The following is a 24,970-nucleotide window of genomic DNA, read 5'->3' as shown; positions in this document are numbered from 1 at the left end:
GGTTTCGCATGGCGCTGTCGTCAATTGCGATCCTAAGGAGACCCCCATGTCCGGTTCAGAAATTCAGAAAACACGTATCATCAACGAGCTACGTGGCTTTATTCGTAAGCTGCTGCAAGATCCAAAGATCCTTGAGCAATCACTGGCGATTGCCAGAGAACAGCTGACCGAAGGCAATAGCCCTGCGGTGATGGCGCGGATTGCCAACGAAATTTCCGATACCACCAGCGTGCATATACCGGAAGACCCGGCTGAACACTCTGAGGCTGATAAGCTCTTTTTAGAACTGCTGCGTGAAGTCGTTCAAGAAGAGCAAGCGCTTTATTAATCGTTGCTAGGACGTAACGGTATCGGCGAAGCGTTTAGCGACTTCGCCGTCTTTTTTACTATCGCCTGACCGGCACCCTTATTCACTCGGAATTAACCTTCACCATGTCTACTACCGCCACGCGCAACATTTTGGTGACTAGCGCGCTCCCTTACGCCAACGGAGCCATTCACCTCGGTCACTTACTTGAGTATATCCAGACTGATATCTGGGTACGTTTCCAGAAAAGCCGTGGCCAGCAGTGCTACTACGTATGTGCCGATGACGCCCATGGCACCGCCATTATGCTGCGTGCCGAGCAGGAAGGTATTACCTCTGAAGCCCTGATTGAGCGGGTTTCCAACGATCACCAAACAGACTTTGCCCGTTTTGGCGTTGGGTTCGACAATTACCACTCGACCCACTCCGCTGAAAACCGCCACTTCAGCGAAATGATTTATAAGCGCTTACGGGATAAAGGCCATATTGCCACCCGTGATATCGAGCAGATGTTTGACCCCCAGAAAGGCCTGTTTCTGGCTGACCGTTTTATTAAAGGCACCTGCCCTAAATGTGGCGCTGAAGACCAGTATGGCGATAACTGCGAAAAGTGCGGCGCTACCTATACTCCCGCCGACTTGATCAACCCCGTTTCAGCCATTTCAGGCGCAACGCCCGAAGTACGTACATCGACCCACTACTTCTTTAAACTGCCTGACTTTGCCGACTTCCTGCAGGGCTGGATTGACGACGGCCATGTGCAGCCGCAAATCCGCAATAAGCTGATGGAGTGGTTTGAGTCTGGCTTTAACGAGTGGGATATTTCCCGGGATGCGCCCTACTTCGGCTTCGAAATTCCCGATGCCCCGGGCAAATACTTTTATGTCTGGCTGGATGCGCCAATTGGCTATTTGGCCAGCTTCAAGAACTTGTGTGACCGCGAAGGTATCGACTTCGACAGCTACTGGAACAAAGGCTCTGATGCCGAGGTATATCACTTTATCGGCAAAGATATCGTCTACTTCCACGCGCTCTTCTGGCCCGCCATGCTACATGGCGCGGATCTGCGCACCCCCACCGCCGTCAACTGCCACGGTTTCCTGACGGTAGACGGCGCCAAGATGTCGAAATCCCGCGGCACCTTTATTAAAGCCGCCACCTACGCCGACCATCTCAACCCGGAATACCTGCGCTACTACTTTGCCGCCAAGCTTACTTCCAAAGTTGATGACCTGGATCTGAATTTGGACGATTTTGCCGCGCGGGTAAATTCAGATTTAGTCGGCAAGGTGGTCAACATTGCCAGCCGCTGCGCCGGTTTTGTTAAAAAGCTCGGCAGTGGCAGCCTCTCAAGCCACTGCGCTGAGCCACAGATGGTCGCCCGCTTTATTGCCGCCGGTGATGATATTGCCGAAGACTTTGAAGCCCGGGAATTTAGCCGGGCAATGCGCAAAATTATGGAACTGGCGGATGAAGCCAACACCTATATTGCTGATAAAGAACCCTGGGCGCTGGCCAAGCAGGATGGCCGTGACACAGAGGTGCTTGAGATATGCTCGGTAGGCATTAATCTGTTCCGCCAGTTGATGGTTTATTTGGCTCCTGTGGTACCCGCCATGGCTGAAGAGGCCCGTGTTTTTCTTAACGTTGAGTCGCTGGACTGGCACACTCGTCAAAGCGTACTCACTGATCACCCAATCAATAAATTCAAACCGCTGATGACACGCGTTGAACGCGATAAAATCGATGCCATGATTGAAGCGTCGAAGGAAGATCTCGTGGAAGAGCAAAAATTGAAAGAAGCGCCCAAAGGCCCGCTGGCGGAAGAGCCTATCGCCGAGGAAATCGACTTTGCCGCCTTTGCTAAAGTCGACCTGCGCATTGCGCGTATTGCCAAAGCCGAATACGTAGAAGGCGCCGACAAACTGCTGCAATTGACCCTCGACCTGGGTGGCGAAACCCGCAACGTCTTCTCCGGCATTCGCTCCGCCTACGCCCCGGAAGCCCTGGAAGGCCGCTTAACGGTCATGGTCGCCAACCTGGCTCCGCGCAAAATGCGCTTCGGCGTATCGGAAGGCATGGTGCTGGCCTCTGCTAACGAAGATGGCATCTACCTGCTCTCTCCCGATGCAGGTGCCGAGCCGGGTCAGCGGGTAACCTAACCCGTCGCATAAGCGGTAAGCAGGTTAAAGGGCAGAGACTCAAAAGCGCTCTGCCCTTTGCATTTTTATTATAGCGGCAATTTTATTCAAACTTCCTCCTGCATAGGTTTTTCACACATCAAACTTCCTTGCCTCCCACTAGCCAGCGCCGCCTTTTCTTCGCACAATACGCTGTCATGAGTGAGTTATTTATCATTTTGATCAGCACTGCCCTGGTCAACAACTTCGTACTGGTTCAGTTCTTGGGCCTATGCCCGTTTATGGGCGTCTCCAATAAACTGGAGTCGGCCATGGGCATGTCCCTGGCCACTACCTTTGTGCTGACTCTGGCATCGGCCGCTAGCTTCGTGGTTTATCACGGCCTGCTTGTGCCGCTGGATGTAACCTACCTGCGTACCATTAGTTTTATCGTGGTGATCGCCGCCGTGGTGCAGTTTACCGAAATCATGGTGCGCCAACTGAGTCCGCTGCTGCACCAGGTGCTGGGCATTTTCCTGCCGCTGATCACCACCAACTGCGCGGTATTGGGTGTAGCCCTGCTGTCGTTAAACCGTGAATTAAGCTTTTTCCACACCATCCTTTATGGATTGGGCGCAGCACTGGGCTTCTCGCTTATTTTGGTGCTGTTTGCCGCGATGCGCGAACGTTTAGCGGGGGCGGATATTCCCAAACCCTTCCAAGGCGCCGCGATTGCTATGGTCACCGCCAGCCTTATGTCGTTAGCATTTTTAGGGTTTTCAGGGTTGGTGCAGGGATGAAGGCAGCGCGCAATGAATAGCATCATTGGAATCCTCAGCGCCGTCGCGGTATTAACCGGCTTGGGTATCGGTTTTGGCGCCCTGCTGGGCTTGGTGAGCGAGCGCTTTAAGCGCGAAGATAACCCGCTAGTTGAGCAAATTGATGCGCTACTGCCGCAAACCCAGTGCGGCCAGTGCGGCTACCCAGGCTGCCGCCCTTACGCTGAAGCCATTAACCAGGGTGATGCGCTGAATAAATGCCCTCCGGGTGGCGAAGCGACGATTCACGCCCTTGCCGATCTTCTCGGGCGCGACCCCGAGCCCCTGGATGGCGAAGCGCAAAGCGAAGCCAAGGTGGCATTTATTCGCGAAGCGGAGTGCATTGGCTGCACCAAGTGCATCCAGGCCTGCCCGGTCGATGCGATTATCGGCGCGGCTAAATTAATGCATACCGTGATTGAAGACGAGTGCACCGGCTGCGATCTCTGCCTTGACCCCTGCCCCGTGGACTGTATCGATATGCTGCCACGCTCAGCCCCGCTCACCCAGTGGCAGCCGGTAGTGGCGCACTCATCAAACATGATTGCCAGCGACCGCCAACCCGCTTCAGGGGTGTCTTGATGTCGAACGCCTTTGACTTCCCGGGAGGGATTTACCCCCCCGAACGCAAACAGCGTTCAAACCAATCCGCGCTGATTGAAGCGCCACTGCCCCGCCGGGTCACTCTCCCCCTTCAGCAGCACAGCGGTCAGCCAGCGAAGCCCTGTGTGGCGCAAGGAAATGCGGTAAAAGTGGGCAGCGTGATTGCCAAACGTGAAGGTATGGTCTCTAGTGCCCTGCACGCCAGTATTAGCGGTACGGTGAGCGAGGTTAGCACTACCCAAATCAGCATTGAGGGTGACGGGCAAGATGAGTGGCTTAGACTGCCACCATTGGTGTGGCAAAATGTCGAACCCCACGCGCTGCTTGAGCGTTTAAACGAGAGCGGCATCGTCGGCTTAGGTGGCGCCGGGTTTCCCACCCATATTAAAGCGCGGGTGGTCGAACAACATACGATTCACACCCTGGTGATTAACGCCGCCGAGTGCGAGCCCTATATCACCGCCGATGATCTTACCCTGCGCCACTACGCTAACGAGGTGCTTGAAGGCGCACAGATAATCGCCAAACTGTGTGGCGCGCAGCATATCGTTATTGGCATCGAGGATAACAAACCCGAGGCCATTGACGCGCTGAAGCAAGCCCTAACCAATAGTCAGCCAGTCCCCGTCGAGCTGGCCGTGATCGCCACCCGCTACCCCAGCGGCGGCGAACGACAACTGATTAAAAAACTGCTAGACCTCAACGTACCCAGTGGCGGGCTGCCTGCTGATGTTGGCGTGCTGTGCCACAACCCAGGCACGCTACTGGCGATACTACACGCAGTGCGCGATGGTCAGCCGCTGGTTTCCAGGGTGGTCACGCTGACTGGAGAGGCCATCACCCAGCCCGGCAATCGCTGGGTGCGTCTGGGCACATCGGTTAGAGAGCTGCTGGAGCAGGCAGGGTTAAATACCCCAGAGTTACACCAAGTGATTCAAGGTGGCCCCATGATGGGCGCGCCACTGCTAACGCTCGATACGCCGGTCACTAAGCTTACCAACTGCTTAATCGCGGCCACGCTTGAAGAGTTACCGCCGCCCCCAGCAGAATCGCCCTGCATTCGCTGCGGTGAGTGTGAAAGCGTTTGCCCGGTAGCACTGCTGCCCCAACAGCTGCACTGGTACGCCCGCGCTCAGGATGATGCCAAGCTTGAGCGCTACCACCTATTTGATTGCATTGAGTGCGGTGCCTGCAGCTACGTCTGCCCCAGCCATATTCCGCTCGTGGTGGATTACCGGGAAGCTAAAAGCCGGTTACGCCTGCAGCGAATTGAGACAGCAAAAGCGGAGCACGCCAAGCACCGTTTTGAGTTTCGCCAAGCGCGGCTTGCTCGGGAGGAGGCTGAGAAACAGGCACGCAAGCAAGCCCGCCAGGCGCAGCAGCGGCGCCCTTCTAACACTGCCGCAACCAACAGCGAAAAGGTCGACTTACGCGGTCTGCGCATCGCCCATGCCGCCGCCAAAGCATCGGTCAAAAAGGCTGAAAAAACCCTGGCGCGCGTCGCTCAGGAAGATCCTAAACAATCCCTGGATGACTTAGAAATGCAGCTTGCCACCGCCCAGGAGAACTTGAAAGCAGCCGAGTTGCAGCTTGCCCAGGCGCGCGAACAGCAGTCTAGCGAGGAGTCGCCATGAGCATGATGCACGCCTCAGGCGTTAAAGATGCCATGACGGCAACCGCGGTGCCACCAACGGCAAGCTTAATGCGCTGGGTAATTGCAGCAACCCTGCCAGGCATCGCCACCATGAGCTACTTCTTTGGCCTTGGAGTTATCAGCAATGTACTGTTAGCCGCCGCTTTTGGTATTGCGCTTGAAGCCGCCGTGCTACGGCTACGCAAGCGCCCCATTCGTGTGACGCTGAATGACTCAAGTGCCCTGCTTACCGGCGTTTTGCTGGGCACGTCACTGCCACCCGCTAGCCCCTGGTGGCTTGTCGGCGTGGGTATGATCGCGGCAATTGTAGTCGCCAAGCAGCTATACGGCGGCTTGGGGCATAACCCGTTTAACCCCGCCATGGTGGGCTATGCGCTGCTATTGGTGTCGTTTCCTACCTACATGACGCTATGGGCACCGCCCCAGGAAATGCTACCTAATGATTTATGGGCGCAAATCACCGGAACTCTACCGACCGCCCAACTAGATAGTTTGAGCGGCGCAACACCGCTAGATGCTTTTAAGCACAAAGGGGACGCCGTGCTTGCCAGCGAGTTTTGGGCGGCTAACCCACTGCCGAATGGAACCCTAACTGCCTGGCGATGGGTAGCACTTGCTTGGCTAGTAGGTGGTGTGGTGTTGTTAGCGAAGCGGATTATTAGTTGGCATATTCCGATCGCGATGCTTGGCAGCCTAGTACTACTGGACACGCTGTTTTATCTCAGCGACCCCAGCCACTTTGCTTCACCGCTGTTTCACCTGCTCACCGGGGCAACGCTATTCGGGGCGTTCTTTATTGCCACCGACCCGGTCTCCGCTGCCACCAGCCAACGCGGCAAACTTATTTATGGCGCGGGGATCGGTGCGCTGGTTATCATTATTCGCACCTTTGGCGGCTACCCCGATGCTGTGGCGTTTGCGGTCTTACTGATGAACCTGTGCGTACCATTACTGGATATATATAGCGTGCCGCGGCCCACTGGCCAGCAAAAAGCTTCACCGGGTAAGCCAGGAGAACAGCCATGACGCTGCTCCAGGCCATGCGGCGTGGCGCCTTCGCGCTGGGCACCTTTGCACTGATTACCGCCGGCAGTGTCGCGCTTACCCGCGCGCTAACCGCCGAACGTATAGAGACACATCAGTTGGCTTACCAACACCGCCAGTTGCAGGAAGTACTGCCCCAAGCGCTGGCGAATACCCCCGTCACCCAGGTACTGGAGAGCACCTTTACCCTTCCCAACCCACAAGCGCTAGGGCTGGCGAGTGATAGCCAAGGCTGGTGGGTAAGTGGCAGCGAGAACAATAACCCGAGCCGAAACGGAAGCAGCGCAGTGATCTTGCCGGTGGTAACCCGCCAGGGATATAACGGCAAAATCCACCTACTGATTGGCATTGATGAGCACCAGCGTATCAGCGGCGTGCGCGTTACCCAGCACCAGGAAACGCCTGGGCTAGGCGATGACATTGAGCGCAGCCGCAGCGACTGGATCACCCGGTTTAATGGTTTAAGGTTAGATAGCTTGCCACCAGAAGGCTGGGCGGTAGCTAAAGATGGCGGTCACTTTGATGCGTTCACCGGTGCAACGATTACGCCCCGAGCCGTGGTCAACGCTGTCCATAAAGCGCTTCAGTACGCCGCCGATACACCGCTACCGATGTCATTTGAGGAGCCCACCTTATGAGCCAGTGGCGCGAACTAGCCCAAAGCGGCCTTTGGTCGAATAACCCCGCGCTGGTGCAACTGCTGGGACTTTGCCCGCTGCTAGCCGTGAGTGGAAATGTCGTCAATGCGCTGGGGCTGGCGCTGGCTACGCTACTGGTAATGGTAGGCGCCAGCACGGCGATTTCGCTGATTCGTCACCAGGTGCCCAGCGCGGTGCGCTTGCCCGCTTTCGTAATGGTAATTGCAGCTTTTGTTACCTGCGCTGAACTGCTCATGGCCGCCTACGCCTACCCGCTCTATCAGGTATTGGGGATTTTTATTCCGCTGATCGTGACCAACTGCGCCATTCTTGGCCGAGCCGATGCATTTGCTTCCCGCCAGCCGGTGCTTCCAGCGGCCATTGATGGCTTTATGATGGGGTTGGGTTTTGCTGCGGTACTGGTGTTACTTGGCGCTCTGCGCGAGTTGCTGGGCCAAGGCACGCTGTTTAGCGATATGGCGCTACTGTTTGGGCCGCAAGCGGCCAGTTGGCAGCTGACGATTGCCGACGACTACCAGTTCCTGTTTTTCGTGCTGCCGCCCGGCGCGTTCTTTGTGGCGGGCCTGTTAATCGCGCTGAAAAACGTTATCGATCAACGCAATGCTGCCCGTGCCAAGCCAGTCGCGGCAGCACCCCGAACTGAGCGCCGCGTACGGGTTACCGGCACGATTAAATAGTTGGCAAGATGCCGAAAGTACACATGTAAGCAACTGCTTGTATTTATAACGCGTATTTATTAAGAGACCCGCCATGAATGCCCAAAAGCGTCATGAAATCTTTGCTCGCCTTCAGGCAGAGAACCCGCACCCCACCACCGAGCTTAATTGGAACACGCCCTTTGAGCTGCTGGCTGCCGTACTGCTTTCTGCTCAAGCCACCGATGTAGGCGTCAACAAAGCCACGGCGCGGCTCTACCCGGTCGCTAACACACCCCAAGCGATCATTGATTTAGGTATCGATGAGCTTAAAGCGCATATCAAAACCATCGGCCTGTACAACACCAAAGCCGAAAACCTGATGAAAACCTGCCATATCCTCGTTAATCAGCACGGTGGCGAAGTGCCCGACACCCGCCAAGCGTTGGAAGCCTTACCCGGCGTAGGCCGTAAAACTGCCAATGTGATTCTCAACACGGCATTTGGTCAGCCCACCATGGCGGTGGATACGCATATTTTCCGGGTATCCAATCGCACCGGCATCGCTAAAGGCAAAGATGTCGTTGAGGTGGAGCAAAAACTGCTGCGCCATGTGCCAAAAGGGTTTCTGCACGATGCTCACCACTGGCTAATTCTGCACGGCCGCTACACCTGTATCGCGCGCAAACCCCGCTGTGGTAGCTGCATTATCGAGGATCTGTGCGACTATAAAGACAAAACCGAACTTGCTTAACGGCTAGCAGCCTGTCGGGCTTGACCGATCGTCGCGAGAAGCACGGATTTTGAGCCAAATTTATCGATCGATTGAGGCGAATAGCGCGCTATTTAACGAAATCGATCGAATAAAGTTGGCCAAAATACCGGGATTCGCAGTAGATCAGTGTTAAGTCCGACAGGCTGCTAGGCCATCAAGTCGAACTCATCAGCAACTGGCGGTAAGCCTCACGCCAAGCGGGCCACTCCCAAGCGGTAGTATCAAGTAGTTCAGGGCGAGTCGCTGGATCGTTAAGCCAAGCACTGAGCCGGTCGTAAAGCCCTTCCCGGGTACCGTCATAGCGATAGGCAGGCGGATAAAGCGCCGGGAAGCAGAGCCGATCAGGCACCAGCGGCAACGCCCCGCGCTGGGCCGCCTCCATGATCGCCAACCCCTGAAATTCATGCCAAGTGGTCGAAACCACAATATCCGCGCTATCCAACAACTCACGGTAGGCCTCCTCCGGCTGTGGCTCCCAAGCCACAATATGCTTGGCTAAGCGCTGCTCGGCCTCGGCAAAAATAGCGGGGACTTGGCGGAAACGCTGACCAAGCACCGCCAGTTCAAACGCTACACCGGCTTCGCTTAACGCAAACAACACGGTGAAGAAGTCGTCGGGATTTTTGTCATACTCCCAGCGGTGATTCCAGATAATTCGCTGTGGCACCATTTTTTGAAAAGCCGTTTGCTGGCAAGGTGCTAAGTTTTTAGATGCTAAGTTTTCAAGCTCTACGTTTTCAGGTGCTAAGTTTTCAGGGGCTGTGCTATCAGGAATGGGCACCGGCAATACCATAGCCCGCTCGCGTATCGCTTCTAATGGCTTAGCTGCCGGAAGGTTTTCCGGCATTTTTTTCAAAAAAGCTCGCGCGCCATCAATAAAGGAGTCACGGTTATAGGCGCTGTTAAACACCACGCTATCCGCCGCCAGCGCCGTATAGAGATTGACCATTTTGGCCTCTACTTGTGGCATTTGATCGCTCGACTCAGGATAGGCGAACTGGTTTTCATGAAAGTAGACAACCTTTTTTGCTCGACCCAGATGCGGGAACAGCCCTACCAGCGTTGCCAGATCAACCATCGAAGTGGCTAGCACTACATCAAACGACTGGCTGAGAGTATCGTGCTCTTTGAGCATCCAGCTCAGCGGATTGCCACGAATACGCCAAGCAAAATGTCGTGGCGGCAGGCTCAACTGCGTCCACGACACCTCCTCAAGCTGCGCCATTAAACTTTGTGCCCAGTAGCGATGGCTCACCGCCTCGTAGGCAGATAACAGGAGAACGCGCATTTACAGCCCTAACAGCCAGATCAGTGGAACGCCATAACATGTTAAGCAATGGCACAGAGGTGTGCAGTGTAACAAAGCGCGCTTACTAGGCTTTGTACGAAAACTGCCTGCGCTCGACAATACTGCGTTAAAAATCGCCTCGTGCGCGAGTCCGATCGAAATGCTCATTTACACCCCGTAAACTCCGCTTTCTCGTTGATTTTTGCCTTGTCTAGTCTTCGCTCGCCGACTTTTCGTGCAAACCCTAGCTCTTTTGCAATAGCACCCTGAACTTGCATGCATTCGGCCAAGGTCGTCTTGGCTGACCTGTTAGATCTATCTAGACTGCATCCATGCAGCTTTAAAACAAATAAACGTTAAAACAAATAAAAGCAGGAGAGCTCCATGGCTAAAGTGCTCGTCGTCGATGACGAACCCAACATTGTTTTATCGCTAGAATTCCTGATGGAGCAAGCAGGGTTTGAGGTCGTCACTGCCGAAGATGGTGAACAGGCCCTGGCAAGAGTGAATGATAGCCAGCCTGATCTACTGCTACTTGATATTAGCTTGCCGGGGATTAGCGGTTTTGACGTTTTAGAGCGACTGCGGAGCGAAGCGGCTACCGCCCAGCTCCCCATTATTATGTTGACCGCTCACGGGCGTGACGTTGAGCGGGAAAAAGGCATGGCGCTGGGCGCCGATGATTACATCACCAAGCCCTTCTCTACTCAGTCGCTGGTCGAAAAAGTCAAAGCGCTACTGATTGAGGAGCAGCCATGACCCGAGGCGGGCTGCCCAAGCGTCAGCGCCTGATTGGCCTCTGGTTGCTACTTAGCGGCATCAGCCTGCTGGGTGGAGCCATTTTCGCCGCTTGGCTGGATGCCAAGCTTGCTCCCACAGGCGTAACGCGCATCGCTCTCTGGCTAGGCAGTTTCTCCGGTGGCGCGACGATTTTTTTAGTCGGTTTGCTGCTTGAGCGCATGCTGTTTACCCCGCTGCGCCATTTACAGGTGCAGCTGGCACGCCTGGTCGCCAACCCGGACGCCCGAGACGAGCACCCACCCGAAGGTTGGTTAAAAGGATTGGGGCCCGACCTACGTCGAGTACGCGAAAGCTGGCGATCAGATCGCAGTCGCCTTGCCACTGCCCACGCTGACGGCGCCCGCAGCGCTGCACGTATTCGTCAGGAGCTGGAAACGCTGCTGCAAGTGCTCGAAACACCGCTGCTACTGTGTGATCACCACCGCCGGCTCATGCTGTTCAATCAGGCAGCCGAGGACTTCTTTGAGGGTAATACCGGGTTAGGGCTGGGTAAACGCCTGGAGGCGCTGCTGCCAGTAGTAAGCTTACAGCAAATGCTCGGTCAACTGCCTAATGACGGCTCCCCGCGGGAGTTACTCGCTCCCTGTGATGACCGCTGGCTCAAAGTCATTTTACGCCGCGTACCGGGTAGCGATGGCGAAACACTGCTGACTTTTAGTGACGCCACCGCCTCTTGGTCGAGCGAAATGGGCGTTAGAGCGGAACTGGCGGCCATGCTGACCCCGCTTCGCCAGCATACCGCCAGCCTGACCAGCGCTGCTGATGCGCTGATACAGCTGCGCGATCAAAATGACGCCAGTACATCCTCTTTACGCCAGCGTTTTGAGCGGGTAATCCACGAGGAAGGCGTTACGCTTGGCGACAACGTGGCTAAAATCGGCCAGCTACTCGACGACATGCAACACCAGGGCGAGCGCTTGACGCCCATGTGGTCAAACGATTTCTGGCAAGCGTTGGATGAGCGTCTTGATCCGGAGCACCGCCTAATCACCCCGGTGGGCATGCCAGCCTGGTTTAAAGGCGACGCTCCGGCACTCATTGCGCTGTTCGACTCTTTAGTCAAACACCTCAATACCCATCTGCCTGACAGTGGCTTTGAGGGTGAGATGTGCCTGGGCAATAAGCGCGTCTATCTCGACCTTATTTGGCGTGGCAAAGCAATCCCTGAACACGAACTGGCGGAGTGGCGCCAGCAGCCGCTAAACTCCCTGCCATTGACGCCAAGCGTCGCGGATGTGCTGCGTCAACACGCCAGCGACATCTGGAGCCTTGCCGACGATGACGGCGTTCATTCACGCCTGCGACTCCCCCTGCCCGCCATGGAGCGCGTCGGCGCCCCACGCGAAACCGCCCCGCCGCGCCCTGAATTCCATGACTTTGGCATTGCCGACCTGCCTCCACCAGATGAAGCGCTGGCCAGCCGAACACTGCGCAGCCTGGAAATAGTCGCCTTTGATACGGAAACCACCGGGCTTGAGCTACGCCGAGGCGACACCGTCATCAGTCTTGGCGCCTGCCGCGTGGTCAACGCCCGTTTATTGGCAAGCGAGGTCTTCGATCAAAAAGTTGATCCGCAGCGGCCGATCCCGCCGGCTAGCACCGCGATTCACGGCCTTACCGATGCCGATGTGATCGGTGCGCCACCGCTGGATATTGTGCTTACCCGCTTTCGTGATTATGTCGGCGAAGCTGTCTTGCTGGCCCATAATGCCGCCTTTGATCTACTTGCCATTAGCCACAAAGGGGTCGCCTTTGATATCCCTGTGATCGACACCCTGCTGATTTCACGGGCACTTGACGAAGCACTCGACGGGCATGATTTGGATAGCCTTGCCCAGCGCTACGATCTGGCTTTTCCACCAGGGACACGCCACACTGCATTAGGCGATGCCCGCGTCACCGCCGAGCTATGGCTAGCCCTACTGCCACGCTTAGAAGCCCGCGGCGTCGATACGCTTGAGCAGTTGTTAGCGCTGCAAGCCAACGCCTTCGACCGACAGGATGCCAGCGCCTGATGAAACCTTTCGGTATGAAATCACGCCAAACAGAGCGCCTAATGGCTCTGGTGGCGATTGCCCTACTACTGTTCTGCCCGCCGCTGATTATCGTGGTGGATCGCCTTCCCGCGTTTAGCGTGGGCTGGCTACCGCTCTATCTATTTATCGCCTGGGCTGGGGTGATCGGCTTAACCGCCTGGCTGATGGAACAGCGTGCAGGCCGCTAACCATGCGTAGTGAGGCGATTATCCTCGGCACCGCTTTTGGCTACTTGGCGCTGCTGTTTGTGGTCGCCGCCTGGGGCGACCGGCGGGCAGAGCAGGGTCGTTCCATCATTGGCTCGCCAACGGTCTATGCCCTTTCTATTGCTGTTTACTGCACGGCCTGGACGTTCTACGGCAGCGTAGGGCGCGCCACTGAGTATGGCCCCAGTTTTATGCTCATCTATCTGGGGCCGACGCTGGCGATGCTGTTGGCCCCTTTTGTTATACGCAAGATGGTGCGCATTGCAGCGCGGCAACGGATCACCTCAATTGCCGACTTTATCAGTGCCCGCTACGGCAAAAGCACCAGTTTAGGCGCACTGGTTGCCCTAATGGCGCTGATTAGCATCACCCCCTATATTGCCCTGCAGTTAAAAGCCATCACTGTTAGCCATGCGGTACTGATCAATTATCCCCGCGCGGCCGACACTACGTTGGTGGATGAACACTTCTGGATGGATAAGTCCCTCTGGGTCGCCCTGGTGTTAGCGGTGTTTATTATTCTGTTTGGCACACGCCACCTGGATGCCAGCGAGCGCCATGAAGGCATGGTGGCAGCGATCGCCGTGGAATCTATCGTTAAGCTGGTAGCCTTTATGGCCGTTGGCGTGTTCGTGGTGTTTGTGATGTTTGAAGGCCCCGCCGCGCTGTTTGCCCAGGTAGCGGCCACGCCGGCCCTTGTCGATAGCATGCGGTTGAATAGTGTTCCTGGTGGGGTCACCGGCTGGGTGGGCATGCTGGTGCTGGCCTTTTTGGCCTTCTTAACTCTGCCTCGCCAATTCCAGGTATTGGTGGTGGAGAATGTCGATGAGCAGCACTTAGCCAGAGCAAGCTGGCTATTCCCCCTCTACATGCTGCTGATTAATCTGTTCGTTATTCCCATTGCGCTGGCTGGCCTGCTGTTAGGCGTAAGCGCAGGTGATCCAGACAGCTTCGTACTCACGCTGCCGCTCTCAGCTGGTTTAGAAGGGCTGCCGCTACTGGTCTTTATTGGTGGTTTGTCTGCGGCGACAGGCATGGTGATTGTGGAGACAATCGCGCTTTCCACTATGGTTAGCAATCAGTTGGTGATGCCACTGCTGCTGCGCTCACGGCGCCTGCACCTGAGTACCAAAGGGGAGCTTGCCGGCTGGCTGTTGGGTATTCGGCGCATCGCTATCGTGCTGATTCTACTGCTTGGCTATCTCTACCACGCGTTGATTGGTGACTCCTATAGTTTAGTGACGATTGGGCTGGTCTCCTTTGCCGGAGCGGCCCAGTTCGCCCCGGCGCTGTTAATTGGCCTGTATTGGCGCGGCGCTACTCGCCAAGGCGCCACTGTTGGCTTAATCGCCGGCTTCTTAATCTGGTGTTATACGCTGCTGCTTCCCGGGTTTGCCCAGTCCGGCTGGCTAGATGCTTCGCTGCTCACTGAAGGCCCCTGGGGAATTGCCTGGCTGATGCCCTATGGTTTATTCGGTCTGGAGAACTGGGATATTTACACCCATTCGTTGCTCTGGAGCATGTTGGCCAACGTGGGGTTATTGGTGGGTGTATCGCTATTTACCCGCCCCACGCCCCTTGAGCAAACCCAGGCGGCACTGTTCACCGAAGCGATGCACCCCAATTTGCAAACCACCTCACTATCTACATCACTATGGCGCGGGCAAACTACCCAGGGTGCACTCAAAGAACTACTCGTTCGCTATCTTGGCACCCCGACCACCCGCCGTGTATTTAGCCATAGCGGAGCCAAAAGCGCTTATGCAGCGGACGAGCCCGCCACCGCGGAGCTGATTACTCGCGCCGAACAGGCACTGGCGGGGGCGTTGGGTAGCTCCTCAGCGCGAGTATTGATCAACTCGGTGGTACGCGGCGAAGCACTGGATATTGAGTCGATTCTGAGCATTCTGGACACGACCTCACAAACTCTGGAGTACAACCGCCGCTTGGAGCAGAAGTCTCAGGAGCTGGTGCAAATTGGCGAAGAACTGCGTAGTGCCAATGAGCGCCTGCGTGAGCTGGATCGCTTGAAAGATGAGTTTGTCGCCATGGTCAGCCACGAGCTACGCACGCCGCTCACCTCGATTCGCGCCTTTGCCGAAATATTGCGCGATAGCAGCCAACTGCCTGATGAAAAACGTCAGCATTTTCTTGGCGTGATCGTCCACGAGAGCCAGCGCCTGTCACGTTTAATTGAAGAAATTCTGGATCTTGCCCGTCTGGAGAGCGGCCGTTTAACGCTTAACCCCGTTCCTCTTGATCTTGCCGCCTTGACTCGGCATAGCATTGATGCTATTGCGCATCTGCATGAGGAGCGCGGCATAGTGCTAGACGTTAGCTTAGAAGCTGATCCTGCGATGGTGGTTGGCGATCATGACCGTTTAGAACAGGTGATTATTAACCTGCTTGATAACGCGGGTAAGTTTGCCGATCGGGAGCAGCCAAAAGTGCGCCTCACGCTTTATCGTCATCGGCGTCATTTCCGTCTGAGTGTAGAGGATAACGGTGCGGGTATTAGCGAAGATGAGCGTGAGCGGGTATTTGAAAAATTCCATCAAATTCAGCAAGGCGATGATATTCCCCGTGGTCGGCCAAGGGGCAGTGGCTTAGGGCTACCGATTAGCCGGGGCATTATCGCCCACCTGGGGGGACGGCTTTGGGTCGAAGATGCTAAAACCTTAGGCGGTGCCTGCTTAACGCTAGAACTCCCCGCTGCGCCTCCAACATAAAGCGTTGATTCCTTATTGGTGACAACGGCTAGCCTTGCTCACTAAAACTAAGTTATTCTTTACTCCAGAGTTCTACTTTCGCCTAAAGAAGCATGTCGTGGATGAGCCGATGAAAAATGAGTGTCACCTTCCTCAAAAAGCGAACACAAATGAGTACACTATTGCGATCCAGCCAATAGTGGATGCTCAGCTACGTCATGTCGCCGATGAACTTCTTTATCGGGCTAATGAAACGAATCAGACTGCTAACGTTTTTGATAATGTCCAAGCCACCGCCAGAGCATGTGCTATTGCTGTCTATGAAATTGGCCTGGATAAACTTTGCGGCACACGCCAGCTGTTTATTAATGCTTCTGCAGACTGGCTCATCAATCCAGACCTGACTGGGCTACCTAGTCAACAAATAGTCATTGAGGTTCTCGAGGATACTTCGCCTACTAAAGAAGTTATTGATGCCTTGCACTACATTAAAAGCCAAGGGTATAAATTAGCGTTAGATGATTTTATCCTAGATGAACATAACCATGCATTTCTGCCCTTCTGCGACATCGTCAAATTTGACATATCCAACGGCTTACCTAAAAACCTAATAAAAAAGCTACACAAAGAAGGGATTACGCTTCTGGCTGAACGAGTTGAGACACAGGAAGAGTTCAAGCAGTGTAAAGCGCTAGGTTTTACTCTTTTCCAGGGCTATTTTTATGAGCGCCCCAAAACCCAACTAACTCAAACAGCTCGTCTCTCAACGTCACGCGCCAATCAAATGCAGCTACTCTCCGCACTGTATAGTGACAATGTGCGTCTCTCTGAAATCAGTACGTTAGTGGCTAGGGATCCTTACTTACTGAGCGCAATATTCAAGCGCGCAAACTCCGCGGAGAAGGGCTCACGTCGTCCCACGACGAAACTGATTGATTGTTTACATATTATAGGGCTGAGGGAGCTACGTACCCTGGTTACCATTGTTATGCTCGCTAACAACAGCCCTGTGAGCAAACTTAACCTTATCAAAGGGTTAACCCGGGCATTTGCATGTGAAATGATGGCCGACCAACGTAGACTCGATGAACAGGAAAGCTTTATCGCGGGTTTATTCTCGCTAATGCCTACCATCCTGGGGATTAGTGCCGAACTCATGAAGAATGAAATCAGGCTTGGGCGCTTTATTGAAGATGCTATCAATCAGCGTATAGGCTCATTAGGTAAGTTACTTAATGATGTGGAGGCCGCAGAGAGTCAATTTTCTCCTCTAGATTTTCCATCCGACGTCATGCTCCAAGCGGCTTCTAAAGCGCGCTCGCTTGTTTATACCGACGCTAGCTGATTTATTTTATACGCTGCTTTGAGCGCTAGCACTCAAACGTTTAATCTGCTGTAGATCAAACTTCAGCAGTAATCGCTCGTCTTCGCGCAGGCGCCGCAGGTCAACCCAGCCATCTGCAGCCTGACCGCGAGCTTTGTTATACCGCTGCTGATCCAATAGGCGCTGCTGCAGTCGCTCAAAAGCGGCTACAAGCAACGCCGATTCAGCCGACGTTAGCGCATCCGTTGCATGGCTTAGCGCGATCAATCGCTCGCGTGTGGGTATATCGCGCAGTCCGTACCGCAAGCAGAGTAAGCGTGCAGCGCTAATCAACGGCAACAAGCCTTGATGCTTAAGATTAAGGGCTTGTTCGTGAGGGGCATCCAGGCCCGGGCTTGAGGCAAGCCGCCCAAAGCGATCCAGCGCCACCGGCAACTCATCCAGTAGCGCCGCCATTTCATCCATAAACAGTGGCGCTTTGGGAAGTGTCGAAGCGATGCTCTCACCCAACTGCTTAGCAAGCGCCGGATTACCAGCGATCGGGGCAAAATCGAGTAAGATATTAGTCTGTTGTACGCGCTTTACCCGGCGGTCAGCGCTCCAAATGTCTAGCTGCGCGTGCCACTCACTCAGCCGTTTGCGCCACATCGGCCATCGCGCCATGACATGGCCATTGCAGAGCGGAATACCGGCCTCATCCAGGCGCTGGGTAAACCGCTCACCCAGCGCTTGAAAGTAGCCGTCGATCTCTACGTGGCGATGGTCAGGATAATCGTCAATAATCAGCGCATTATCCTGGTCGGGGCCTAGCAGGCTCTCAAAACGCGCCGCGGAACCTAGTAGCAGTATGCAGTAGTCAACTGGCGGAGCGCCCCACCCCTGCGCCTGCATTTCGTCAAGGGATTGCGCTATCGCTTGGCGATACAGAGAAGCATTGTGGTCACTGATGATTTGGCTAATACGCCAAGCGGGCAGGTCGTAATGCACCAACGTTTCGACCAGCGGCAGTTGCCACGCATAGACGTCAGCTAATGAGGTTTGCGGCGAGGGGAATGTCGAAGAGAGTTTCGAGAAGAGATGGTCTAACGGCGCATTAAGCGCCGAGGTATTAAGCGTTCCATCCTCATGGAACAGAGAGCGCCAGGGTGAGGCCTGGTGTACTAAGCGCATACGCCTCTCCTTACACTAACTATTATGACGGCGTTGTTGCTACTCGCTCTCACCTGCCCTGCGCGGGTCTGGCTCGAACATCGCTTCACCTACTTCATCAATATAGCGTTGCGCTTTGGTGATCATCATGGCATCACAGGCCTCTCGCCCTGGGAGCATATCGGAACGCTCAAAGCGGTGCTCAAGAGTTTCACCACTGGCGTCGGCCTTGCGAATCCAGCCACTGACGCGGTACTGACCGCTCTGATTGTCTGGCTGAGAGACAATCTCGTAACCTTTGTATTCCACCGGCTCAGCAGCTTTGGTGGTAGCACCTGGCTCAGCCTGACGATCACTACCGAAGAGACCGGAAAATAATTTCTTAAGCATAATGGCTCCTTTGCTTGCAGGGCGGCAAGGAGATAGCCACCCTGCAAGATATAAGCTGCTTTTATCAGCGCTTAATTAGCTCTGCTTACGACCCTTGCCTGCGGCAATGCGCAAACGCAGCGCGTTTAGCTTAATAAAGCCTTCGGCATCTTTCTGATTGTAAGCGCCAGCATCATCTTCAAAGGTAGCGATTGATTCATCAAACAGCGACTCATCGGACTTGCGGCCCACTACGGTAGCGCTGCCTTTGTAGAGCTTCATACGCACGACACCCGCTACATTTTTTTGGGTCTCGTCAATGGCCGCCTGCAGCATGCGACGCTCAGGGCTCCACCAGTAACCGTTGTAGATCACTTCAGCGTATTTCGGCATCAGCTGATCTTTCAGGTGAGCTTCTTCACGGTCTAGGGTTAGTGACTCAATGGCACGGTGAGCACGCAACATAATGGTGCCCCCTGGCGTTTCATAGCAGCCACGAGATTTCATGCCCACGTAGCGGTTTTCAACAATATCCAAACGACCGATACCGTTGTCGCCACCCAGCTTGTTGAGTTTTTCGAGCACTTCATGGGCTTTCAACGGTTCGCCGTCGATCGCCACGATATCGCCCTTCTCAAACGTCAGCTCAACATAGGTGGGCTGGTCGGGCGCGGCTTCAGGAGAGACACTCCAGCGCCACATATCGTCTTCAGCTTCGGCCCAGGGATCTTCCAAAATGCCGCCCTCATAGGAGATGTGCAGCAGGTTGGCATCCATTGAGTAGGGCGATTTTTTCTTTTTATTAGAAAAATCGACCGGAATTTTATGCTCTTCGCAATACGCCATTAGCTTTTCGCGGGAAGTTAAATCCCACTCCCGCCAAGGGGCGATCACTTTTACGCCAGGCTTCAGGGCATAGCCGCCAAGTTCGAAACGCACCTGGTCGTTGCCTTTACCCGTAGCACCATGGGAAATAGCGTCGGCACCCGTTTCATTGGCAATTTCGATCAACCGCTTGGCAATCAGCGGACGAGCGATAGAGGTACCCAGCAGGTACTCGCCTTCATAGATAGTATTGGCGCGGAACATCGGGTAGACGTAGTCACGCACGAACTCTTCACGCAAGTCTTCGATGTAAATCTCTTTCACGCCAAGCGCTTGCGCTTTAGTTCGCGCCGGTTCGACTTCTTCGCCCTGACCGATGTCGGCAGTAAAGGTCACTACCTCGCAGTTGTAGGTTTCTTGCAACCACTTAACGATAACGGATGTGTCCAGGCCGCCTGAATATGCCAGCACAACCTTTTTGACATCGGACATTCTTTGCTCCTCGTTGACCATAAGATATTCATTAGTAAAAACTACCCTTGCCACTAGCGCCTGGCGAATGTGATAGCTCGTATTTGATAGCTCGTTGGAGTAAACCGTTGAGACTGACGTTGAGTATAGCGTTCTCAATGCCCAGCGAATACCGTCAACGACGCCTGGGGGCTAAAGCTGCTAGAATCTCTCCATTCAAAGCGGTGGTTTGCCGCTGATGTTGACTGATGACTCGCTTTACTATTACTCGCTTTAAACCAAGGAGAGCTGCATGAGCGAGGCTATTGCCCGCGAATTAATGGCCCAACGTTTTCGCAGTTACCTGCCTGTGGTCGTTGATTTAGAAACCGGGGGATTTAATGCCCAAGGCGACGCTGTACTCGAGATAGCCGCCGTCACGCTGACCATGGATCCGGAGGGCAACCTGCTTCCTGATGCCACCTATGCCTACCACATTCAGCCCTTTGAGGGCGCGAATGTAGAGCAGTCTGCGCTCGATTTTACCGGTATCAACCTGGACGACCCTCTGCGTCGCCAGGTGGCGCTGAGCGAGTCTGAAGCGCTGGGCGAAATTTTCCGCCCGATTCGTAAATCGATCAAAGCCCACGACTGCACGCGCGCTATTTTAGTCGGCCATAATGCGGCGTTCGACCAGGGCTTCTTGAATGCGGCGGTCAATCGCTGCGGCATTAAGCGCAATCCTTTTCACCCGTTCTCAAGCTTTGATACCGCCACCCTTGCAGGCCTAGTCTATGGTCAAACGGTGCTTGCCCGGGCCTGTCGTGCCGCAGGCATCGAGTTTGACAACAAAGCCGCTCACTCCGCTCGTTATGACACCGAGCGCACTGCCGAACTGTTTTGCGCAATGGTTAATCGCTATAAAGACCTGGGTGGCTGGCAGCTTGCCCAGCGCGAGCAAGAGATGGACGGTGCGGATTAACACCTCGCCGTCAACAGCGTAGCCGCTGATACAGAGAGCCGCTAATGCAGAGAGCCATTGATGCAGAGAACCAGGCTTTACGCTAAACTTCGCCCCATTACAGCAATCTGGTTTAGCACCGACAATGCCGGGTAGCGGGTATTTGGCGGTGATAAATATATCGATTAAAACTATCCGTTTTTAGGAGATGAGACGTTTCCATGGCCCAGCATAATGCCTTTTACGCCCAATCAGGTGGCGTCACCGCCGTGATCAACGCCAGCGCCTGCGGCGTTATCGAAGCCTGCCGTCAAGCCCCCGATCAAATTGGCAAGGTTTACGCCGGTCATAACGGCATTATCGGTGCCTTAACGGAAGACCTTATCGACGTTACCCAGGAGAGCGATGAGGCAATTGCAGCGCTGCGCCATACGCCGGGCGGCGCTTTTGGCTCCTGCCGCTATAAGCTCAAAGATATTGACACCCACCGTGCCCAGTACGAGCGCTTGATCGAAGTCTTCAAAGCCCACGATATTCGCTATTTTTTCTATAACGGCGGCGGCGATAGCGCCGACACCTGCTTAAAGGTCTCTCAACTTTCCGAGAAGCTGGGCTATCCGCTGACCGCTATCCACGTGCCTAAAACCGTCGATAACGACCTGCCGATTACCGATAACAGCCCGGGCTTTGGCAGCGTGGCCAAGTATATTGCCACCTCAACGCTGGAAGCATCGCTGGATATCGCCTCCATGTGCGCTACCTCCACCAAGGTATTTGTGCTCGAAGTGATGGGCCGCCACGCGGGCTGGATTGCCGCTGCAGGTGGTTTAGCCGGCGAAGCCGAAGGCGAGCCGCCGCATATGATTATCTTCCCGGAAATCCCCTTTAACCGTAAAGCGGCCATGGCACGGGTTGAAGAAAGCGTTAAACAGTATGGCTACTGCGTTATTGTGGTTTCTGAAGGCGCTCGCTACGAAGATGGCACTTTCCTGGCCGATGCAGGTAACACCGATGCGTTCGGCCACCGCCAGCTTGGCGGCGTGGCACCAACACTTGCCGGTATGATCAAGCAGGATTTGGGCTACAAGTATCACTGGGCAGTGGCCGACTATCTGCAGCGCGCGGCGCGTCATCTGGCATCTAAAACCGACGTTGAACAAGCCTATGCGGTGGGTCGCGAAGCAGTAACCTTGGCGCTGGCGGGTAAAAACGCCATGATGCCCGCCATTCGTCGCATCTCTCAGGCGCCCTACCAGTGGGATGTGATCTCTGCCCCGCTCTCCCAGGTGGCCAACCAAGAGAAGTTTATGCCCCGTGACTTTATTAGCGAAAACGGTTTTGCCATTACCCAGACCTGCCGGGACTACCTCTCACCGCTGATTCAGGGCGAAGACTTCCCACCGTTCGAGAATGGCCTACCCAAAGTCGCCAAACTGAAACTGGCCAAAGCAGAACGCAAGTTGCCCATTTTTACGCTGTAAACGGATCACCGGTCATTGCGAACTGAGATTGCTTCGTCGCTTCACTCCTCGCAATGACCTACCCTTATGTCATTGCGAACGCAGTGAAGCAATCTCGGGGTTGGCTGCCACAATACACTTAGATTCCCGCGTCGCTTCGCTCCTCGCAATGACATAATCTTATTTATCTACCTTTACTACTTGGAGTTAGCGTAGCAACCAGGAAAGCACTAACAGCAATAACAGAATTCCCGCCACACCCTGCCAGAAACGCCGCGGCTCCTGGCGGCTCTCTTCCCGATTGGGCAGCCGCCCGAGCGGCACCCTAAGCGCATGCAAAAACTCGGACATACGCCTAAACCGCAACGCCCTTTGTGGATCCAAGGCGCGGCGTAGTGCATCGTCTAATTCCTGAGAGATTTCAGGATTGGTGGTTCGCGCGCTGCGATAGGTCAACTCTTCGAGGTCGGTATGGCTGCGCAGCCTGTTGGGAGTCAGTGTATAAGGTAACGCACCGGTCAATAGCCAGTAAGTAGTGGAGGCTAGCGAGTACTGATCACTACGCCGACCGATGCTGTCGCCCAAGGCATACTCAGGTGCGCTGTGTTCGTTAAAGCCAATCTGCCTGAGCAACTCACCTGAGTGGCGATGCCCTTCCCCATCACGCATATGGCAGGCACTAAAATCGGTGAGCACGAGCTTGCCGTGAGGGTCGATCAAAATATTATCGGGATTGATCTGCTGATGAATAATGTCCCGATGATGCAGCGCTTGCACCGCTTTACCCAACTGATTGGCAATGTCCAGGCGCTGGGTCAGGCTGGCTTGAGGATGGCGCTCTGCCCACTGCCGCAGCGTCTCGCCTTCAATATGCTGCATCAGATAATAGAGGAAGCGTCGTGGCCGAGATGGCTCCATCACCTTAACCACAAAGGGGGAGTTAACCCGCTCCACTACCCACTGCTGGAGCAGAAAGTGCTCAAGATAGGCATTGCGCAACGAGAGCTCGGGGCTGGGCGCTTTCATGACCATTTCCCGTTTGCTATGCACATCACGGACACGGTACACCCGCGACTGCGCCGTTCGCGATAGCACGGCGAGAACCTCCAGGCCATCTAAACGCTCACCCGGCGCCAGCTCAGGGGGAATGGGTAGATCACCGTAGAGCTGCCCCGGGTGCTCGGCGACCTCATCGGGTAATTCATCGATACGTACCAGCTGAAAGCAGAACTGATCACCGCCATAGCCACGCTCCTGGGCGCGCTGCTTCGCCTCATCAGCTAGCCGCTCGCAGGCGGCATCCAGATCACTGGCATCCTGGCGAATCAAGCGCACATAGTCGGAAGGTAGCAGCGTGCCGCGCACGCCCTGGGTAGTAAACAGGAACAGATCGCCCTGCTTAAGCGCAATGTGGGTGTAATCGATATCGACACTGCCATCCAGACCCAGTGCCCGTGAAGGATAACGATAGCCGCCTAAATCAGTCACATGGTCGCGGCTTAGCTGTTCAAACTCGGCACCCCGTAAGCGAAAGACCAGCGTATCCCCCATATGGAACAGGTGGGCTTCACGGCCACGAAACACCATCGCCGACATGGATGAAACAAAACTCCCCTCTTTCACATGCTGGCTTTGGCTGTAGCACCAGCTATTAAGCGCGCGCAGTACGCGGGTGGCAGAGGTTTTTACGTCCCAGTGATCGGGGGTGGAGAAGTAATCGGCCAGGAAGCCGCGCACGCTGATATCACCGGCCTGTTTGGCCATGGTATTGCGTGAAATGGAGTCGCTGATCACCGCACAGCCACCTTTGGCGCGAAGCAGCGGCGCTTCAGGAAAGCGAACTGACATTGAACTGCGATGCAGGCGCCGATCGGGCGCGACAAACGCTTGACCATAACTAATGAGCAACTGGGCGTGCGACAAGTCATCCTCCTAGGCTGCCGACTCGATCGAGGGACATCACTGTCAACCAATAGCGCTATGATACACGCAGCGGAACAGAAACGATGCCCACCAAACGTCTCTATCGTATTCGTCCAAATGGCAGGACATATGAATGATCACCCACGAGCAACCTATGTCGCATTGGTAATCGTGCAGTCATGTTCGTATAATTCTCCGCCATAAACGACTCTGACACGTTTGCCTAACCACGGCACGACTCTAGCCACAGCACTACCAAGGAATCAACGATGAACTTCGATAATATCCCTGCTGGAAAGGATCTCCCCAACGACGTTTACGTGGTGATCGAAATTCCAGCCAACCACGACCCGATCAAATATGAAATTGATAAGGACATGGGCGCGCTACTCGTTGACCGCTTTATGGCCACTCCCATGTTCTACCCCGCCAATTACGGCTTTATCCCGCATACCCTCGCCGACGATGGCGATGCGCTGGACGCCTTGGTGGTTACCCCGCACCCGGTTCAACCTGGCAGCATTATTCGCGCCCGCCCGGTAGGCATTCTGAACATGACCGACGAAGCCGGTGAAGATGCGAAGTTGATCTGCGTACCCCATGCCAAGCTAAGCTCGCTCTACGACGATGTCCACGAAGTTACCGACCTGCCTGAGCTACTGCGCCAGCAAATTGCTCACTTCTTTGAGAACTACAAAGATCTCGAGAAAGGCAAATGGGTAAAGGTTGAGTCATGGGAAGGTGCTGACGCTGCGCGTAAGGCGATTGAAAAGTCCGTAACCGCCTATCAAAAAGCGTAACAATCTCCTTGCGGTGTATTTTTCTGCCGCCAATGGGATAAAAGGCCGCCTTCAG

At 54.9% G+C, this 24,970-nt stretch carries 22 protein-coding genes; 17 read left to right on the top strand and 5 right to left on the bottom strand.

The features are described 5' to 3' along the window. The first annotated feature begins 46 nt into the window (after window positions 1-46). The 9 genes from YERSI8AC_RS11120 to nth all read left to right on the top strand — a co-directional run bounded on the left by YERSI8AC_RS11120 (window position 47) and on the right by nth (window position 8,594). A complete protein-coding gene (locus YERSI8AC_RS11120; RefSeq protein ID WP_022523639.1) occupies window positions 47-328 on the top strand; it encodes a hypothetical protein in 282 nt (93 codons plus the stop codon). Window positions 329-432: 104 nt separating this feature from the next. Then, the gene (gene metG / locus YERSI8AC_RS11115; protein WP_022523640.1) at window positions 433-2,469 is read left to right on the top strand and encodes a methionine--tRNA ligase; all 2,037 of its coding nucleotides are present in this window, start codon (window positions 433-435) and stop codon (window positions 2,467-2,469) included. Between the two features lie 176 nt (window positions 2,470-2,645). Beyond that, window positions 2,646-3,227: an electron transport complex subunit RsxA gene (rsxA, locus tag YERSI8AC_RS11110; protein WP_022523641.1), complete on the top strand. Its 582-nt coding sequence runs from the start codon at window positions 2,646-2,648 to the stop codon at window positions 3,225-3,227. 12 nt (window positions 3,228-3,239) lie between these two features. Then, the gene (gene rsxB / locus YERSI8AC_RS11105; RefSeq protein ID WP_022523642.1) at window positions 3,240-3,827 is read left to right on the top strand and encodes an electron transport complex subunit RsxB; all 588 of its coding nucleotides are present in this window, start codon (window positions 3,240-3,242) and stop codon (window positions 3,825-3,827) included. Continuing rightward, entirely contained in the window at window positions 3,827-5,482 is a 1,656-nt protein-coding gene (gene rsxC / locus YERSI8AC_RS11100) for an electron transport complex subunit RsxC (protein WP_053857062.1), read from the top strand. Before rsxB ends, rsxC begins: the two co-directional genes overlap by 1 nt. After that, complete coding sequence (locus YERSI8AC_RS11095; protein ID WP_009286581.1) at window positions 5,479-6,528, top strand: RnfABCDGE type electron transport complex subunit D; 1,050 nt, start codon at window positions 5,479-5,481, stop codon at window positions 6,526-6,528. Before rsxC ends, YERSI8AC_RS11095 begins: the two co-directional genes overlap by 4 nt. Beyond that, window positions 6,525-7,184, top strand: a complete 660-nt coding sequence (gene rsxG, locus YERSI8AC_RS11090) for an electron transport complex subunit RsxG (protein WP_009286580.1) — start codon at window positions 6,525-6,527, stop codon at window positions 7,182-7,184. The genes YERSI8AC_RS11095 and rsxG overlap by 4 nt, the downstream gene beginning before the upstream one ends. Beyond that, window positions 7,181-7,882 carry an electron transport complex subunit E gene (locus tag YERSI8AC_RS11085; protein WP_009286579.1) on the top strand — a complete coding sequence of 234 codons (702 nt, stop codon included), beginning with the start codon at window positions 7,181-7,183 and terminating at the stop codon, window positions 7,880-7,882. Before rsxG ends, YERSI8AC_RS11085 begins: the two co-directional genes overlap by 4 nt. 73 nt (window positions 7,883-7,955) lie before the next feature. After that, window positions 7,956-8,594: an endonuclease III gene (nth, locus tag YERSI8AC_RS11080; protein WP_009286578.1), complete on the top strand. Its 639-nt coding sequence runs from the start codon at window positions 7,956-7,958 to the stop codon at window positions 8,592-8,594. 175 nt (window positions 8,595-8,769) lie between these two features. Here the strand turns inward: nth and YERSI8AC_RS11075 are convergent, their stop codons facing one another. Then, window positions 8,770-9,903, bottom strand: coding sequence for a tRNA-queuosine alpha-mannosyltransferase domain-containing protein (locus tag YERSI8AC_RS11075; protein ID WP_159176753.1), 1,134 nt, complete (start codon window positions 9,901-9,903; stop codon window positions 8,770-8,772). A 384-nt stretch (window positions 9,904-10,287) separates the two neighbouring features. Between YERSI8AC_RS11075 and YERSI8AC_RS11070 the strand changes: the two genes are divergently transcribed. The 5 genes from YERSI8AC_RS11070 to YERSI8AC_RS11050 all read left to right on the top strand — a co-directional run bounded on the left by YERSI8AC_RS11070 (window position 10,288) and on the right by YERSI8AC_RS11050 (window position 16,999). Beyond that, window positions 10,288-10,662 carry a response regulator transcription factor gene (locus YERSI8AC_RS11070; RefSeq protein WP_022523646.1) on the top strand — a complete coding sequence of 125 codons (375 nt, stop codon included), beginning with the start codon at window positions 10,288-10,290 and terminating at the stop codon, window positions 10,660-10,662. Further along, entirely contained in the window at window positions 10,659-12,719 is a 2,061-nt protein-coding gene (locus tag YERSI8AC_RS11065; protein ID WP_159176752.1) for a 3'-5' exonuclease, read from the top strand. The genes YERSI8AC_RS11070 and YERSI8AC_RS11065 overlap by 4 nt, the downstream gene beginning before the upstream one ends. Then, entirely contained in the window at window positions 12,719-12,928 is a 210-nt protein-coding gene (locus YERSI8AC_RS11060; RefSeq protein ID WP_138800321.1) for a hypothetical protein, read from the top strand. The genes YERSI8AC_RS11065 and YERSI8AC_RS11060 overlap by 1 nt, the downstream gene beginning before the upstream one ends. Window positions 12,929-12,930: 2 nt before the next feature. Beyond that, window positions 12,931-15,675: a sensor histidine kinase gene (locus tag YERSI8AC_RS11055; protein ID WP_041158437.1), complete on the top strand. Its 2,745-nt coding sequence runs from the start codon at window positions 12,931-12,933 to the stop codon at window positions 15,673-15,675. Window positions 15,676-15,772: 97 nt separating this feature from the next. Further along, window positions 15,773-16,999, top strand: a complete 1,227-nt coding sequence (locus tag YERSI8AC_RS11050) for an EAL and HDOD domain-containing protein (protein ID WP_236557291.1) — start codon at window positions 15,773-15,775, stop codon at window positions 16,997-16,999. Between the two features lie 6 nt (window positions 17,000-17,005). On the opposite strand, the gene YERSI8AC_RS11045 is transcribed toward YERSI8AC_RS11050, so the two are convergent. The 3 genes from YERSI8AC_RS11045 to YERSI8AC_RS11035 all read right to left on the bottom strand — a co-directional run bounded on the left by YERSI8AC_RS11045 (window position 17,006) and on the right by YERSI8AC_RS11035 (window position 19,813). Then, a complete protein-coding gene (locus YERSI8AC_RS11045; protein WP_159176750.1) occupies window positions 17,006-18,148 on the bottom strand; it encodes a DUF294 nucleotidyltransferase-like domain-containing protein in 1,143 nt (380 codons plus the stop codon). Between the two features lie 39 nt (window positions 18,149-18,187). Beyond that, on the bottom strand, window positions 18,188-18,517 hold the full coding sequence (locus YERSI8AC_RS11040; protein ID WP_159176749.1) for an HlyU family transcriptional regulator: 330 nt from the start codon (window positions 18,515-18,517) through the stop codon (window positions 18,188-18,190). A 75-nt stretch (window positions 18,518-18,592) separates the two neighbouring features. Next, a complete protein-coding gene (locus YERSI8AC_RS11035; RefSeq protein ID WP_027959286.1) occupies window positions 18,593-19,813 on the bottom strand; it encodes an argininosuccinate synthase in 1,221 nt (406 codons plus the stop codon). Window positions 19,814-20,084: 271 nt separating this feature from the next. Here YERSI8AC_RS11035 and rnt point away from each other — a divergent pair, with 271 nt between their 5' ends. Further along, window positions 20,085-20,753, top strand: a complete 669-nt coding sequence (rnt, locus tag YERSI8AC_RS11030) for a ribonuclease T (RefSeq protein WP_009286574.1) — start codon at window positions 20,085-20,087, stop codon at window positions 20,751-20,753. Window positions 20,754-20,953: 200 nt separating this feature from the next. Beyond that, window positions 20,954-22,213 carry a 6-phosphofructokinase gene (locus YERSI8AC_RS11025; RefSeq protein ID WP_009286573.1) on the top strand — a complete coding sequence of 420 codons (1,260 nt, stop codon included), beginning with the start codon at window positions 20,954-20,956 and terminating at the stop codon, window positions 22,211-22,213. Between the two features lie 186 nt (window positions 22,214-22,399). Here YERSI8AC_RS11025 and YERSI8AC_RS11020 read toward each other — a convergent pair whose 3' ends face one another. Further along, on the bottom strand, window positions 22,400-24,115 hold the full coding sequence (locus tag YERSI8AC_RS11020; RefSeq protein ID WP_159176748.1) for a bifunctional protein-serine/threonine kinase/phosphatase: 1,716 nt from the start codon (window positions 24,113-24,115) through the stop codon (window positions 22,400-22,402). A 269-nt stretch (window positions 24,116-24,384) separates the two neighbouring features. On the opposite strand from YERSI8AC_RS11020, the gene ppa reads away from it, so the two are divergent. Beyond that, complete coding sequence (ppa, locus tag YERSI8AC_RS11015) at window positions 24,385-24,915, top strand: inorganic diphosphatase (RefSeq protein ID WP_022523655.1); 531 nt, start codon at window positions 24,385-24,387, stop codon at window positions 24,913-24,915. The last annotated feature ends 55 nt before the right edge of the window (window positions 24,916-24,970 follow it).

Origin of the sequence: Halomonas sp. 113, from assembly GCF_904067645.1 — a bacterium.
Lineage (GTDB): Bacteria > Pseudomonadota > Gammaproteobacteria > Pseudomonadales > Halomonadaceae > Vreelandella > Vreelandella titanicae.
The sequence above is the reverse complement of the archived record's forward strand: the minus strand, read 5'-3'. Positions and strand labels throughout refer to the sequence as shown.